This window comes from Sphingobacterium populi, from assembly GCF_001586775.1.
GTDB lineage: Bacteria > Bacteroidota > Bacteroidia > Sphingobacteriales > Sphingobacteriaceae > Sphingobacterium > Sphingobacterium populi.
Genome location: NZ_LQXS01000001.1, coordinates 819,076 through 833,777, shown reverse-complemented (window position 1 = coordinate 833,777; position 14,702 = coordinate 819,076). Strand labels below are relative to the sequence as shown.

Below are 14,702 nucleotides of genomic sequence, written 5' to 3'. Positions count from 1 at the left end.
GCTTATCGGATTCTAGGTGAGCTAAATCCGAGTTTTTTCAATCCAGCTTTGATCTCTGGCGCGCCCATAAATAGGTTCCACAATAAACCTGATCGGTAATTTTCGATCATCACCACGATAGGGCCTTGGTCAATCGCCAGATAGTGCTGCGGAAACCAATCTTCGGTTTCCGAATAAGCATCATAAAAGCCATATTTTCCCCATACTTTGTTACCTAATGAATCCATTAAATAGTGTGCAAAGGAAATACTTTCCTCAGGTGTGTATGGCATGGACGAAAGGGCTGCTGTCGGGCTGATCACGCCATGATCATTATCTGGATGATGAGCATCATATCCATTCAGTGAATAGCTAGCTGTTAATCCCCAACCTTTATCGGCACCGTAGCTTTATAACCTTTTGGGTTTTCCTGTGCGTAGGCAATATTGATTTTGGCATGGTTGCTTGTTACATCCCAATAATTAGCATAGCGGTCTTGTAAACCTTTGGGATCCAAACCTAAATAGGAATAGTGCGCCCAAAAAAGCGGACCAATTTCGCCGGGGCGTGCATTGTGCTTGATACTTAAAGGAATATTGAGCTTTTCAGCGGAGGAGCGGATCTCGCCCGATCTCGCCCAACCTTCATGGTAAACGGCAGTGTCAATTGCATGTGTAGGAGAGGAAGCAGCCAAAATGTAGGTTATCAATCCTTCGTCGTAGCCGCGAACGGGATGATTCATGCCAAAATCGACCGTCGGACTCCAATGCCAAAATATCACATTTTGTCCATTAGTATAATGATTCCAATTAATACCTTTCCACAGTTTATCGGCATTGCTGGCCACGGCTTGTTCATCTTGGTTGCCGTTTTTCAAGTATTCCCGAATCGTGATTAATGATTGCGCGAGGAAAGCCGTTTCGACAATATCACCACCGTTATCTTTCTCACTAAACGCTTGTACTTTCTTGGTGTCGCCATGGTACCAATGTGCCCAAGCGCCTTCGAAGCGTTCTATTTCAGATAGGTAGTTCATCACATGCGCTAATCTTTTTACGCCCTCTTCGCGCGTGATAAATCCTCTTTCAATACCAGTAATAATCGCCATTAAACCAAAACCGCTGCCACCGATGGTGACTACATTTTGATCGTTTTTTGGATAAACGCCGTCCAAATGGATGCGTTCACGTGCCATTCCCGAAGTAGGTTCAGCGCCCTCCCAGAAATACTGGAAGGTGTTGCGCTGAATCTGGGTGAGCAAAGAATCGTCTTTGCTGCTATGCTCTGTAGTTTCTTTATCAGAATTTGCTTGCGTACCCGTATTATTCTGGCAAGAGAATAGTAAGGCGACTGCAAAAAATGATAGGGTAGCTGTTTTCAGGTTCTTCATTTTCTATGTTACTTCTTCAAGCTCTTTATTTGGTTGCTTTATTCTTGTGTAGCTCCCTGTAGTTGTGGCAATAGATTAATTTGTTCTAAAGGATATGGATAAAAGCGGTGCGTGCTAGGATTGTAGCGACGACCACCGTATGAAAGTTCTTCCGTTTGTCCGTGGCGTACCACGTCGTAAAAACGTACGCCCCATTCTGCACCAAACTCTGCCATTTTCTCGTCTAAGACGTTGGCCAGTGTAACGTTTGAGATAGCGGTCAAGTTTGCACGGCTGCGCACCATATTGACGGCTTCGTCGGCCGTCATCGTGCTATTAGATGCACCGCTCACCAGTGCCTCAGCGTGCATTAACAAAATCTCCGCATAGCGGATGACAATCATGTTTTTATTTTCGCCATAAGCGGTCCGACCTTGCGTCAACTGAGTGGAAGGTAGGTAATGTTTACCGCTGAGAAATAAGTAACGAGGATGATTGTTAAACACATCACCTTCGCGTGTTGTATTATCTACGAATTCTGGTAATTCTGCATACTCAGGATCACTTTGCAATGCTTCTATACCGCGTGGAGTAAATAATACGGTTGTCTCTAAGCGATTGGTCTCGCCACGATCTAACATAAATTTGATGAATTTCTGACTAGGTTCGTAAAAACCCCAACCTTGGCCAGCGCCAGCGCGAGCTGGTGTCCAGCTCCCTGGTCCATAAAAGTCCCAAGGAAAACGGTTGGATGTACCGGTTGCTGTTCCAAAATCCGAATATTGGTACTCCAATAAATTTTCGTTGTTCAATTTGCCCGGAATTTTGAAAAGCTGATAAAAATCGTCCGACAAGCTATACATACCGCTGCTGATAATTTGTCCGGTGGCGTCAGCTACTGCTTGGTAGTTACCCGCTTCCAGGTTTGCCATCGCTTGTATTGCCAACGCTGTATGACGTGTGACACCACCGCGAATATCCGTACGCTGATTTGGGCGGGAATCAGGAAGTGATGGTATAGCTTCATCCATCAGGTTGGATATGTGCTCCATTACGCCGTTGAAATTAGTCAGTTCGACGTTGAAAAGATCAGACGGCGCAGATGATGTAGGGATCAAAATGGAACCCCACATTCGAGCTAGTTGCAGCATTTCAAATCCTTGCATAACTTTCACCTCGGCAATGTACTGCTGTGCAGTCTCGGCATTAGCGCCAGCGTCTTGATACTTTTGGATCTCTTCGATGGCCCCTTGAAAATAAATTAAATCAGTATACAAGTTGAGCCATGTTGAGTTGAGTAGCCAAGCATTGCGGTCGTATCGAAAGCTATCAATATTTGCTAACAAAGGTTGGTCGCCCAATCCACCCACATCGATATCGTCTCCACGAATACCAATAAGTGGCACGGTTTCCCATTGCATATTGTATAACTCATTGTAAGCACCGCGTACTAAAAGTATCATGTCGGCGGATTGGCTATAGTCGGTATCGCCAGCGATAATTTCGTTTTCTAATGGATCATCCAATATTTTGTCGCAAGACGTCGTAAATACTACTGCTAACAGCAGCAGCATACTATATGGTAGTAATCTAATATTTTTCATTATAATGTTTTTAAGGGCGCTTATAATTTAATCATGACTCCAAACGTGTAGACGGCAGGAATCGGATATACTTCACGATCGATACCATTGGCCACTTCAGGATTAAATCCATTGTAGTTGAAAATGGTTAATGGGCGCTCCGCGGTAAACGTAAGGCGCGTTTCAGGCCATTTGCTCTCGCTATCAAAGAAGGTGTACGACAAGCGCACGTTTTGCAAGCGGAAGTAAGATCCACTCTCGACGAAATAGCTGCTCATGTTTTGATTCCAGGACCGGCGTAGGCCAGAAGCTGAAGGATAGATGTTGGATGTGCCTTCGCCTCTCCATAAATTGTCGGCCAGATTAGCATCGATATTGGTATCATTGGTGAAGATCATCTCGCCACGTTTGCGGTTTAGGATACTAAAACCAGATTGCCCTTGAAATAATGCAGAGAAATCTAATCGTTTGTACCTGAAGCCGATATTGCCACCCCAAGTGAAGGAAGGCAAATACGAACCCAGCACCATACGATCTTGATCGTCGATCACGCCATCACCATTGACGTCACGGAAAATCAGATCACCCGGTCGGATACCGCTCGACTGGATAAATTCTTCCGAATAACCACTATTGCGGATCTGCTCCTCATTTTGGAACACACCAACTACATCGTAGCCAAAGAAAGCTTGATAGGGTTGACCAACGATAGAACGTTGTCTAAACTCCGCATCGCCCGCATCTAAGAATGGTGCCGCACCGATACTGCGCACTTTATTATTCAGCGTTGCAATGTTACCACCAATACTGTAGGAGAAATCTTCATTGATATTATCTTGCCAGTTGAGGTTCATTTCAAAACCACGATTGCGGAATTCCCCTTCGCTTCGGCGTTCATTACCACGAAACACAGGTGCAATGATCGGGATGGCTAAGTTGCGTGTATCTCTGATGAAATAATCTGCATTTAAAGACAATCGATTATTTAAGAACTGAGCATCCACACCAACGTTAGTTTCGACGGTGGTTTCCCAGCTAGTGATTAAGTCAAATAGCGGATATAATCTTCTTCCTACCACACGACCATCACCGATCGCGCCATTATTTTCTTGAAAAGTTGGACGACCAACTGCAGGTGCAATTGCGTCATTTCCTAATTGCCCCCACGAAGCTCTGAATTTCAAGAAATCAATGCCGTTAACGTCAAAGAAATCTTCCTGAGATACCACCCAACCTGCGCCGATGGTCGCAAAGTTACCCCAACGTTGTTGAAATTTATTGTTACCATCTCTTCGTAATGTACCATACAATAGATATTTGCCATCGTAGTTATATGCTACCCGACCGAAGAAGGAAAGGAATTTTAAGTTGGCATTGAGTGTCTGATCATCTGCATCGCCAATGTCGTTTAGGTCGAAATCGGTCGCGTTGGATAAGTACCAGAATTGTTCTGCCGCTCTAGAGGGTGCCGGACTAATGGCAGTACCGCGCGCGAATAGCAATTCGCTATATTCATTTCTGTACGATTGCCCTAATACGGCATTCAGATTATGTTTACCAAACTGATCATCATAAGTCAAAAAGTTATCCCATACCTGATCATAGCTTGCCGTGTTGCGCCGGCGAATAGCAGATGGATTAAATGTAACCCCATCGTTGTACTCTTGATCTACACGTCTTTGGTTCACAAAACCTAAGCTATAGTTATATTGTGTGCGAAACTTCAACTTGTTTTCGATGATATTAGCTTCCATATGGAAATTACCCAACACCTTTGCAATATGATTTCTAGTGTCTATGAAATTCAATGGGAAGAAAGGATTTTGTACACTTCGATATCCTAAAGATTGAGCATTGGCTAAACCAAGCGGTGTAGCTGCTGTATTTTGCGGATCAAAAACCGGCAGAGTAGGCACGGAAAAATAAGAACGGAACCAGGCCGTGTTTTCACCTTCGTATTGGCGCGCGGTACTCACATTGAAGTTACCACCGACACTCAACCAATCGCGTACGCGACTATCCACCTTTGTTCTAAAGTTTAGTCGAGTAAAATCATTGCGCTGCTCGTTTAGTAAACCATCTTGCTTGAAGTAACTTCCACCGATGGAGAATCGTGTTTTTTCGCTACCTCCACTAAATGAAATGTTGTGGTTTTGAATAGGAGCGGGCGACATCACTTCATCGTACCAATTGGTATTGACATTTGGTAGGTTTGGATTGTTGGGATTTGCGCCAAAACGATCAATAGCATTTTGAATAAATGCTATATCTGCCGTACTTCCAGTTTCGGTGATGTACTGTACGAATTGCTCCGTATTGGCCATCTTTAAGACATTCTGCGGGTTTTGGATACCGTAGTAGCCGTCGTACACAATCTGTGTTTCCTGATTGTAAGCGCCTGATTTGGTTTCTATTAATACGACACCATTACCAGCTCGCACACCATAAATAGCAGCAGCAGATGCATCTTTCAATACGTTGATCGTTTCGATATCGTTCGGGTTTAAGAAATCAATATTGTCAAAAAACATCCCATCTACTACGTACAATGGTGCTGAATTTCCTTCTGCTGAACCAATACCACGCAAACGAACGGTTGGTGCTGCGCCTGGTGCACCACTACTCACAATCTGCAAGCCCGGTACACGTCCTTGTAACGCTTGCATGGGCTGCGCAGCCGGCGTCTTTGCGATATCATCTGCACGCACAGTAGCTACAGCCGTCGTAAGATTACGTTGCCGTTGCGTACCATAACCAACCACAACAATTTCTTCCAATGTCTGGTTTCCATCTTCCAACAATACATTTAATACAGTATCGCCTGGCGTTAGGGTAACGGTCGTGGTCTCGTAGCCTATAAATGAAAATGATAAAGCATCACCAATTGCTGCATCGATCGTAAAACGACCGGCATCATCCGTTTGTGATGATATCGATTTTCCAGAAATTCGAATGGTAGCGCCAGGTATGCTCATTTGCGACTGGCTGTCTTTTACTGTTCCCCGTATGGTGGTTTGGCCATACACAAGTAGGCTGCCGTATAAAAACAGCAATGCGAGTAAGAGTGACTTCCTCATAGGTAGTGTGTAATTAGAATAAGTTATTTATTTATAATGGCTTTGATTTTAATGTCCCAATCATCATATGTAGCCAGAGACACAACAAATATCAGCATATAAGGTTTCCTTATTTAATTTTGCACTAGCACATCATACTACGTACTTGAGAAAGCTGTGGAGATATTACGGAATGTGTATTAATTATTTGATTATCAATATATTATGTTTTTAATTGACTGTAGCGGCACTGATAAACAATCAGCTTTATTGCTACATTTTGAAGAGAATGTGTGGTAATGATGTAGTCTTTTGACTAAATTTCAAGTAGAAATTCTGTTAAATTTTTATGTGTTTCTAGTTGAAGTTTCTTTCTCAGTCGATAACGACGAATCTCAACACCACGCAAACTAATGTTGAGTAATGAAGCCATTTCCTTGCTAGACATATTGAGTCGGAGATATGCACATAGCTTCAAATCGTTGGGTACTAATTCGGGATAATCTGCTTTCAATTTCTTGAAAAAATTGTCGTGTGATTCATTGAAACTGTTTTCGAAAAGCTGCCATTCGCGCTCATCATTTTTGGCCTCATCAATGAGCTTGTTCACTTTCTTAAGCTGTTCGGAACCAAGCGTGTTGCCACCATTGTCTTTGATACTGGCAATCTCTTCTTGTAAAGTCTTTAGCAAATCATTCTTGTAGACTACGTTGGTAGCCATATTGGCCAATTCCCTTTTTTTATTGAGCAGCTCTTGTTCAAGTTGTTTATTTTTAAGTTGCATCATTTGCTGTGCATTATGTACATTTTCTTTTTCCAATGCCAGCTCTTTTTCTCGTTGCAACTTCATTTCCATTTCTGATTTTGCACGATCTATCTTTCTTTTGTACCATTTGCGGATCAATATGGACGCCGCAATTAACATTAGCGCGTAGCAGAATATAGCCAACCAACTCCAATACCAGGGTCTGGCAATGTGGAATGTAAGTGAACTGATATCAGATATATTTCCTTTAGCATCCATGCTGCGCACTTCAAAGATGTATCTGCCATGGGGCAGATTTGTGAAATCTTTATACGCATCAAAGCCCCAATCGGAGAACTTTTTGTTGAACCCCAGTAATCTATATTGATATTTCAGCGGGCTTGCATCATACCAAGGCGTGCTATAAGAAATCCGTATATTGTTTTGCGAATAAGCGATAGCTTCTGCACTATCAAGCGGAATGAGCTCTTTCGTACTATTCCAGAATCCAGTAAGTAAGGGTGGACCCAATTTTAATTGATCGTTTTCAAAGTCGCGCATATAGAGCGCAAAACCATCGTTTAATCCGATCAGATCCATATTATCACTGATGCGGAGCAAATTTTCATAGCCACTCATCATTTGTCCAGATAATGGGCGCCATGTAGTTGAATCGATTTGTACACTACCATCGTCATGAAAACCGAGTTTCGCCAAGTGCGAATCTTTGAAGAACCAATAGCTATTGTCTCGATCAGCTTGAATACGATTGGCGGTAGCAAATGGCCCTAACATTTTGTTGAGCTCATCGTACCTTGTGAATTCGTTGAGGACATTATCAAAGCGAAAAAGTCCCGTATCTGTCGCAAATACATGTTGGCGTCCCATACGATAAATGCCGTGTATTTTAGTTCGATTTGGTAGCCCTTTTGTTATTGTAGAGAGTGTTTTGAGCGTGGTGAAGTCTTTTGAAAACTCGGCAAATCGTAAATTATCTTCATTGCCCACCCAATAACCGGTCTTGTTTTCTCTAACAATGTATTTGATCGGCTGTTTGAGGGATGGATACTGCTGCACGTGATATATCGGTTGCTGCGAACGATCAAATAATGAAAGCCCCGTATAATTTCCTTCCAGTATAAAATCTGTTTCAGCAACAGCATTTGTTATCAAGCTACCTGTATATTCAGACAATCTACTAAGGCGTGAGCCATCCACCGCAAACATACCTGCATTGTGACCGCAATAAAGCACGCCATCGATCTCCTTCAAATACCAAACTTGCCCATTAGAATGATGTACAAACTGAAATTGTAGCGCTGTTGCCGAAAAGGCACCATTCCACGGACTTTTAAAAAGACCTTGATTCGTACCCAGATACAACTCACCTTTATACACAGCCGATGCATACACAGTACCCAGCATGCCCGTACGATCTGTATAATAATAGAATGGGCGATGCAGATCCAAACGATCAATGCCGTTATCCAGACCAATCCAAAGGTTCGCTTGCCGATCCAGCGTCAAGCTTAATATGGTATTGTTTTGCAATCCACTTTTTTTATTGATTTGTTGTATGATTTCGCCCCGAGAGTCGATAATGATCAATCCATTATTAATCGTCCCAAAAGCATAAAGGTCATGACCAACCTGTAGCCCGTTGTTAATCTGATGTTTTTCAAAAAGTGCTTGCGCATTGGTGCGCCACGGACGAATGCGCTCCTGCCGATCCATAAGGTATAAACCATCACGTTCCGTTGCGATCAAAGTTTGTTCGTTAGGAAAAGGAAGCATGCTTAATATTCGCTTTCCTCGCAAAATATCTTTGTCGCGCACCGGGACAAGTCTGCCTTGCGCATAGCGGTGCAAACCGGATGGAATCTGTTCAAAGTACAAATGCTGCCCAACCAAATGTGAAAATAGGAAAGGCTCTCCGCTAGCACGAAGGATGGAAATTGTATCGTTTTCGAGCACATAGGCCTTGGAAAAAGACTGAAAGAAAACACGCTTATCGTGTGCAATGATGCGCCAAATTTCATCATTATCTAGCCCTGCCTTATCAGACAAGCGATTCGATAAACTCGTGTAGGATAATCTTCCGAATCCTTGATCAATCCAATAGCCAAATTCGCCCTTGCCACCGGTATATATACGCCCATCCTGTGCGACAGTTACGCTTCGCATTGGCATACCATTCGTAGATCGGTGCAAATGCCAATCCTGACCATCGTAGCGTAATAGTCCAGCATTATTTGCAGTATAAATCACACCTCGCTTATCAACAGAAAGTCCCCAATTTTGGTTGTCGGCCAAGTAATCTGCTTTACTGTAATGAGCGATATATGGCTTGGCGATCCGTGGTAATTCCTGCGCCCTGAGATAGGCGGGAAAGCACAGCGTACTTAGGATCACGATACGATAAAGGAAGTTCAGCATCTCATGCGAAATTTTGCTACTACAAATTATAATGTTTGCGATATCTTTCAAATGTTTGCCAGTATTTGTCTTTATAGATGTCGTAACTGTAGCCCAAAGAACCCGTATAGGATGTCAAATGTTCATAAATAATTTTGGAGCACACCCGAAACTCCTTGCTTACGAAAAAGATTTCGCGCACTCCATCACCTGTTTGCTGTCCTACATACAAATAGGTAGATTCATCCTGCAACTTTTCCGATAAAGCTTCTTCTAACATATTCAGCGCGATCAATGTCGCTTCATCTGGTGTTCCGTCGGTGTACTTCGAAGTATAACTTAATGAGATGCGAATGATGTACGGTCGCGAAGGCTTATTTTGCCATTCAAGTAGTGGCGTATTGATATAGGCGACAAGCGGATATCCGCCCTTTATTTCCCCTTTATAAACAGAAAAAACGTGATTATCCTCCGCGGTATAGTTGCTATCGTACTCTTCTACAAATTCGGTTTTTCTCCATGTCAAGAAATCTTGCAGTCGCGTGATCGGTACCAATTCCTTCTGCGCTTCCCCTGTGCTGATCACGGTAACACTATCAATGAGTGTGATCGACTGCAATTCACCCAGGTAATTATCCAAAAAAATATAAATACCACTCGTGATGATTTCATCTGCGCCAGCATCGTAATCATCGTACAGGATAGATAGATCGATTTCATCCGGATAAGTGGGCTGCTCATTAGCATAAAAATGCAAATTGTCTTTAGTAAACACGAAATCACCAACCTGAATAGATGCATTTTCGATTGAGGTGGCTGGCTTCAGTGCAGTAAAGATCCAATTGGGGAGCACGGGCGCTTGTGCTACAAACTCTTCGGCGAAGACGATATTTTTGATATTGCCATCGGGTGTGAGCACCAATTCGGCTTTGGGGCCGTGTAAGCCAGTGAGAAAATAAATACCCGGATGTAATGCAGCAAGACGAGGCGCCAGTGTTTTGAAAAATCCATCTTCTACATCACCAGCTTGAACCGCTTGAAAGAAATGTCCCTCATGTTGCACAAACCATTCCCAAAATTCGCTGACCATTTCAGGATCCATTTCTATGCCTTTTCGAACATCCTGTTTCATGACCAACTTTTTAAATAACTTCATCCCCATAACACCCCGCTATGCTAAATTAAGAAAATCGAAGCAATAACGAGCGGTGCTTCGGACTATTTTATTAAAACCAGTGCTGTGGTACGCTAGGTTAGAATCACTAATCATTTTGTATCTTTGCGCGAAGTTTAACAGATAAGATGGCAAACAAAAAAGCAAACCCAAAGACGACAGCACTTCAATTTGATAGACCAGTAGATGCTTATTTCCATCAGATGGATCAAAGTTTACTTCGCCCGAAGGCGATCTATGCGTTGGGAGTATTCTTGATTTTCTTTGGCGTGATGGGATTGGTCTGGATGATTCCTTTTCCACGATTGGCATTTTTGGAACGCATGGAAGCACATACATTTCTCAATTGGGGCTCTTTCTTTATCGCTATTGTGATTTATATCTACCTGAAACTCGCGGCAACTTTGTCATACGCGATGCTATTCACCATCGGTGGGATGAGTTTCCTAATCGTACAACTAGAATATATAGAACGAGATCATGGTTTGCCGGCCTGGATGGTATTTGCGGCGTTAGCGCTTATCGGCCTAGTCACCCTGTATTCGCATTACCAGAAAGAGCAGCCAAGTAAAAAGCCTGTATCATTTATTCGTCTTATTACTATTGGGCCAATCTGGCTATGGTCCAAAGTATTTCAAAAATTGGGATGGCGTTATTAAGTTAGTTGGAATGCTCCTCAAAATAAGATCGTACGCTTTCTTCGTCGTGCTGAATCTGAGTTTGTAGTTCTTCCAGACTTTCAAACCATTGATCGTGTCGGATAAAGTGTACAAATCTTACACGAAGTGTTTTTTTGTACAAATCATCTTTGAAATCTAATAGATTTACTTCGATTTTGCGACTCATATCGTCGATCGTAGGTCTTGTACCGATGTAGCACATACCCTTAGCAATACGCTCTGGCTGCGGCGAGATATACGGCCCCGATTCTATAGAAGGAACACGCGGATAGATCTCGACTTCAACAGCATAGATGCCATAGGCTGGAATGAGCTTGTGGCTTTCGTGTACATTGAGATTAGCTGTCGGAAATCCAATAGTACGACCAATTTGATCGCCTTTAACGACTGTGCCGGTCAACTCAAAAGGATAATCTAGGTATTTATTGGCAGTCGCGATATCTCCCTTAATCAGGGATTCGCGGATGCGCGTCGACGAAACACCTACATCATCGATATCTTGCTTCGGAATTTCGCTTACTTGAAAATCAAATATACTGCTGTATTTCATCAGTTCTTGAATATTTCCGGCACGGTCTTTTCCAAAATGATGATCGTAACCGATGATAATGGACTTACAGCCAATCTTATTAACCAATACATTAGAAATGTATTCTTCAGGAGTCTGTATCGAAAAATCTCTCGTAAAAGGAGTGATGATCAGATGATCGATACCCGCTAATGCCAAGCGATGTGTTTTTTCTTCGATGTCATTGATGAGCCGCAGACTATCATCATCCGGATTGATAATCAATCGTGGGTGCGGAAAGAAGGTAAGCAAAACAGTTTCTCCACCTGTATGCCGTGCAGTTTCAATCAGTTTGCTCAGAATGCGTTGGTGTCCAACGTGCACCCCGTCAAAAGTACCAATGGTTACGACGGCATTAGGCAATCGTTCGAATTCATCTAAACTTCTATAGATTTTCACGGTGGAACTTTTTAAATTAATACGTTACGCTAATAGACGTACTTGATTACTGTTTGTCCAATTTTATGGCTTCTATTAAATCTTGGAGATTCCAAGCATCTTCTAAACGAAAATCACCGCTTTTTGTTCGGCACAAAGCAGACAGATGGCTTCCATTTTTAAGTCGCTGACCGAAGTCATTCGCAATAGATCGTATGTAGGTACCTTTCGTACATTTAATTCTGAAATGGATATTAGGCATCTCAATCTTCTCGATGTCAAAGCTATGCACAGTGATCTGTCTTGGCTTTAATATGACGGTCTCACCACGACGTGCCTTTTCATACACGCGTTCGCCATCGACCTTAATGGCAGAGTGCGCAGGCGGATATTGTTCCTGTTCACCAACGAATGATGCAGCAGTATGTTGAATAGCTTCTTCCGTAATAGTACTGATGTCGAATGTTTGATCGATATCACTTTCTAAATCAAAGGTTGGTGTAGTAGCACCTAAAGTAATAATACCAGTGTATTCCTTATCTTCTGCCTGAAAACTGTCGATTTGCTTGGTCATTTTGCCCGTACAAATAATCAGTAATCCGGTCGCCAAAGGATCTAGAGTGCCAGCATGCCCCACTTTTATTTTAAGTGGTTTCATGGTATTGCGCAGTTTACCCACTACGTCAAAACTTGTCCATTCGTAAGGCTTATTCACCAGTAAAAGTTGGCCTTCGGCAAAATGAAATTGTTTTTTCTCCTCCGTCATCAATTCCGTCATATTTTTATAAGATCTGAAGGCTATAACCACCCGCCATTAAGATAATGATGATGGTTCCAATAGCGATTCGATACCAGCCAAAGGCTTTGAAACCATATTTAGTAAGGATTCCAATAAAGCTCTTGATCGCAATAATGGCCACAATAAAGCCAACAACATTTCCAATAATCAGTAAATTGATCTCATCTGAAGTGAAGACATGCCCATTTTTCAGAAACTTATATAACTTGACAATAGATGCACCAAGCATCATGGGAATCGCTAGGAAAAAAGAGAATTCTGCAGCCGCCTTACGCGTTAGCTTTTGTGTCATGCCTCCTACGATTGTACTTGCTGAACGCGATGTACCGGGGATCAACGCCAAACATTGATAACAACCAATAATAAAAGCTTGCTTGTAAGAAATCTCATCCGAATCGTCTGTGCGTGGTTTATTAAACCATTTATCTACAAATAGCAAGATTACGCCACCGATCACTAACATGATCGCTACCATAAATGGACTTTCCAGCAGATCGTCGATAAAATCACTGAGTAACAAACCCAGAATAGAAGCGGGGACACCCGCTACCACCAATTTAAAGTAGAAGTCAAATGATTTAAAGAATCGTTTCCAATACAACACCAATACAGATAGAATTGTACCTAGCTGAATAATAATGGTAAATAGCTTGACAAATGGAGTAGGTTCGATGCCCATGAATGCCGTTGCGATAATCATGTGGCCGGTAGACGATACGGGTAAAAATTCTGTAAGGCCCTCAATAATGGCCAAGATAATTACTTCTAAATAGGTCATTATCCTTAATTGGATTTAGTGGGTTTTGGCTTATATAAGATGGCAACAAAACCTAAAGCAAAACCCAATACTACTACGAATGGTGCTAAAGTAATTTTGGTAAAACTATATAGATCTTCCTTACCAATCATCAGAATAAAACCTATTGCAACGACCAAGATACTCAAAACAAACAATTGGTAGTTTTGCTTCTTGAATACGAAAGTAGCTTTGCTAGCGGAACTTACCTTTGTAGTCGATTGTTTTTTTACTTGAGCCATATTTCAGATTATTTTTAAGCGGAATAACTATGAAGATTAACGATACAAACTGGAAGACTTAGCTCTTAAATATTTAGTAACAGCAAAATAAGTGCTCGCACCAGAAATCAATATGCCTAATATCACGACAGCGACAAAGATGAAAATGAATTCAAGCCAATCACGTAAAAATACCAGTTCGGGCACTTGTTGCTGAGCAAAATGTAAGGTCAATAAAAGGAGTAAAATCGCAATTAATGAACCAATTAGCCCATGTACAATACCGTACAAGATGTATGGTCTGCGGATGAAGCCTTTGGTAGCACCGATAAGTTGCATACTCTTGATCAAAAAGCGTTGTGAATAGATCGCCAAGCGAATCGTGTTATTGATGAGTGCTACCGCGATGATAAGTAATATTGCGGCAAAAGCCAATACGACAATTCCGATCACTCGTATATTTTGGTTCACCATATCGATCAGATTCTCCTGATAAACAATTTCATTGATGCGACTATTGCGAGATACTTGCGTGATGAATGCTTGAATGCTATCATTATTGGCATAGGCTTCATTCATATACACGTCTATGGAAGGTAACAATGGATTGTGACCAAGATATTCAACGAAGTCTTCGCCCAAATCCTCTTTCAAGTTTTTGGCAGCCAGCTCCTTGCTGATGTATTCAGTCCGCAAAACATGTTTATTTCGATCCAAATCTTTTTGCAAAGCCAGTACATCACCCTCGTTAACGTTATCATTAACAATCACGTTGAGTACGATATTCTCTTTAACGTACCTAGACAAATTTTTAGCATGAACCATAATTAGTCCCAGCAAGCCGGTCATCAATAGTACCAATGCAATACTAATAACAGTAGATACATATACCGATTTCGTCTTTTTTCTGGATGAGCCTTCTTCAATTATTGACATATG

12 protein-coding genes are annotated in these 14,702 nt (G+C 42.0%); 1 reads left to right on the top strand and 11 read right to left on the bottom strand.

The window, feature by feature from the left end; genetic code table 11:
• Positions 1-2 precede the first annotated feature (2 nt).
• The 6 genes from A0125_RS16320 to A0125_RS03285 all read right to left on the bottom strand — a co-directional run bounded on the left by A0125_RS16320 (position 3) and on the right by A0125_RS03285 (position 10,279).
• On the bottom strand, positions 3-344 hold the full coding sequence (locus tag A0125_RS16320) for a glucoamylase family protein (RefSeq protein ID WP_262507270.1): 342 nt from the start codon (positions 342-344) through the stop codon (positions 3-5).
• A gap of 14 nt (positions 345-358) precedes the next feature.
• Positions 359-1,369, bottom strand: a complete 1,011-nt coding sequence (locus A0125_RS16315) for a glucoamylase family protein (RefSeq protein ID WP_262507267.1) — start codon at positions 1,367-1,369, stop codon at positions 359-361.
• Positions 1,370-1,407: 38 nt separating this feature from the next.
• Complete coding sequence (locus tag A0125_RS03300; RefSeq protein ID WP_066752026.1) at positions 1,408-2,952, bottom strand: RagB/SusD family nutrient uptake outer membrane protein; 1,545 nt, start codon at positions 2,950-2,952, stop codon at positions 1,408-1,410.
• 20 nt (positions 2,953-2,972) lie between these two features.
• Positions 2,973-6,008 carry a SusC/RagA family TonB-linked outer membrane protein gene (locus A0125_RS03295; protein WP_066752025.1) on the bottom strand — a complete coding sequence of 1,012 codons (3,036 nt, stop codon included), beginning with the start codon at positions 6,006-6,008 and terminating at the stop codon, positions 2,973-2,975.
• 295 nt (positions 6,009-6,303) lie between these two features.
• Complete coding sequence (locus A0125_RS03290) at positions 6,304-9,168, bottom strand: ligand-binding sensor domain-containing protein (RefSeq protein ID WP_066752023.1); 2,865 nt, start codon at positions 9,166-9,168, stop codon at positions 6,304-6,306.
• A gap of 19 nt (positions 9,169-9,187) precedes the next feature.
• Positions 9,188-10,279, bottom strand: coding sequence for a DUF695 domain-containing protein (locus A0125_RS03285; RefSeq protein WP_197464749.1), 1,092 nt, complete (start codon positions 10,277-10,279; stop codon positions 9,188-9,190).
• Positions 10,280-10,449: 170 nt separating this feature from the next.
• Between A0125_RS03285 and A0125_RS03280 the strand changes: the two genes are divergently transcribed.
• Positions 10,450-10,980, top strand: coding sequence for a DUF962 domain-containing protein (locus A0125_RS03280; protein WP_066752019.1), 531 nt, complete (start codon positions 10,450-10,452; stop codon positions 10,978-10,980).
• 1 nt (position 10,981) lies between these two features.
• Here A0125_RS03280 and A0125_RS03275 read toward each other — a convergent pair whose 3' ends face one another.
• From A0125_RS03275 to A0125_RS03255, 5 genes are read right to left on the bottom strand one after another with little or no spacing between them, the layout of a single operon-like run.
• A complete protein-coding gene (locus tag A0125_RS03275) occupies positions 10,982-11,968 on the bottom strand; it encodes a bifunctional riboflavin kinase/FAD synthetase (protein WP_066752017.1) in 987 nt (328 codons plus the stop codon).
• 46 nt (positions 11,969-12,014) lie between these two features.
• Complete coding sequence (gene truB, locus A0125_RS03270; RefSeq protein ID WP_066752015.1) at positions 12,015-12,725, bottom strand: tRNA pseudouridine(55) synthase TruB; 711 nt, start codon at positions 12,723-12,725, stop codon at positions 12,015-12,017.
• Positions 12,726-12,729: 4 nt separating this feature from the next.
• Complete coding sequence (locus tag A0125_RS03265; protein WP_066752013.1) at positions 12,730-13,524, bottom strand: undecaprenyl-diphosphate phosphatase; 795 nt, start codon at positions 13,522-13,524, stop codon at positions 12,730-12,732.
• A 5-nt stretch (positions 13,525-13,529) separates the two neighbouring features.
• Entirely contained in the window at positions 13,530-13,784 is a 255-nt protein-coding gene (locus A0125_RS03260; protein WP_066752010.1) for a DUF3098 domain-containing protein, read from the bottom strand.
• Between the two features lie 36 nt (positions 13,785-13,820).
• Positions 13,821-14,699 carry a cell division protein FtsX gene (locus A0125_RS03255; RefSeq protein WP_066752007.1) on the bottom strand — a complete coding sequence of 293 codons (879 nt, stop codon included), beginning with the start codon at positions 14,697-14,699 and terminating at the stop codon, positions 13,821-13,823.
• Positions 14,700-14,702 lie beyond the last annotated feature (3 nt).

Bases quoted from the DNA above. Each gene is read 5' to 3' on its own strand.
- A0125_RS03260 (WP_066752010.1), bottom strand. From the start codon at position 13,784: ATGGCTCAAGTAAAAAAACAATCGACTACAAAGGTAAGTTCCGCTAGC.
- A0125_RS03290 (WP_066752023.1), bottom strand. From the start codon at position 9,168: ATGCTGAACTTCCTTTATCGTATCGTGATCCTAAGTACGCTGTGCTTT.
- A0125_RS03300 (WP_066752026.1), bottom strand. From the start codon at position 2,952: ATGAAAAATATTAGATTACTACCATATAGTATGCTGCTGCTGTTAGCA.
- A0125_RS16315 (WP_262507267.1), bottom strand. From the start codon at position 1,369: ATGAAGAACCTGAAAACAGCTACCCTATCATTTTTTGCAGTCGCCTTA.
- truB (WP_066752015.1), bottom strand. From the start codon at position 12,725: ATGACGGAATTGATGACGGAGGAGAAAAAACAATTTCATTTTGCCGAA.
- A0125_RS03280 (WP_066752019.1), top strand. From the start codon at position 10,450: ATGGCAAACAAAAAAGCAAACCCAAAGACGACAGCACTTCAATTTGAT.
- A0125_RS03265 (WP_066752013.1), bottom strand. From the start codon at position 13,524: ATGACCTATTTAGAAGTAATTATCTTGGCCATTATTGAGGGCCTTACA.
- A0125_RS03285 (WP_197464749.1), bottom strand. From the start codon at position 10,279: ATGAAACAGGATGTTCGAAAAGGCATAGAAATGGATCCTGAAATGGTC.
- A0125_RS03295 (WP_066752025.1), bottom strand. From the start codon at position 6,008: ATGAGGAAGTCACTCTTACTCGCATTGCTGTTTTTATACGGCAGCCTA.
- A0125_RS03255 (WP_066752007.1), bottom strand. From the start codon at position 14,699: ATGTCAATAATTGAAGAAGGCTCATCCAGAAAAAAGACGAAATCGGTA.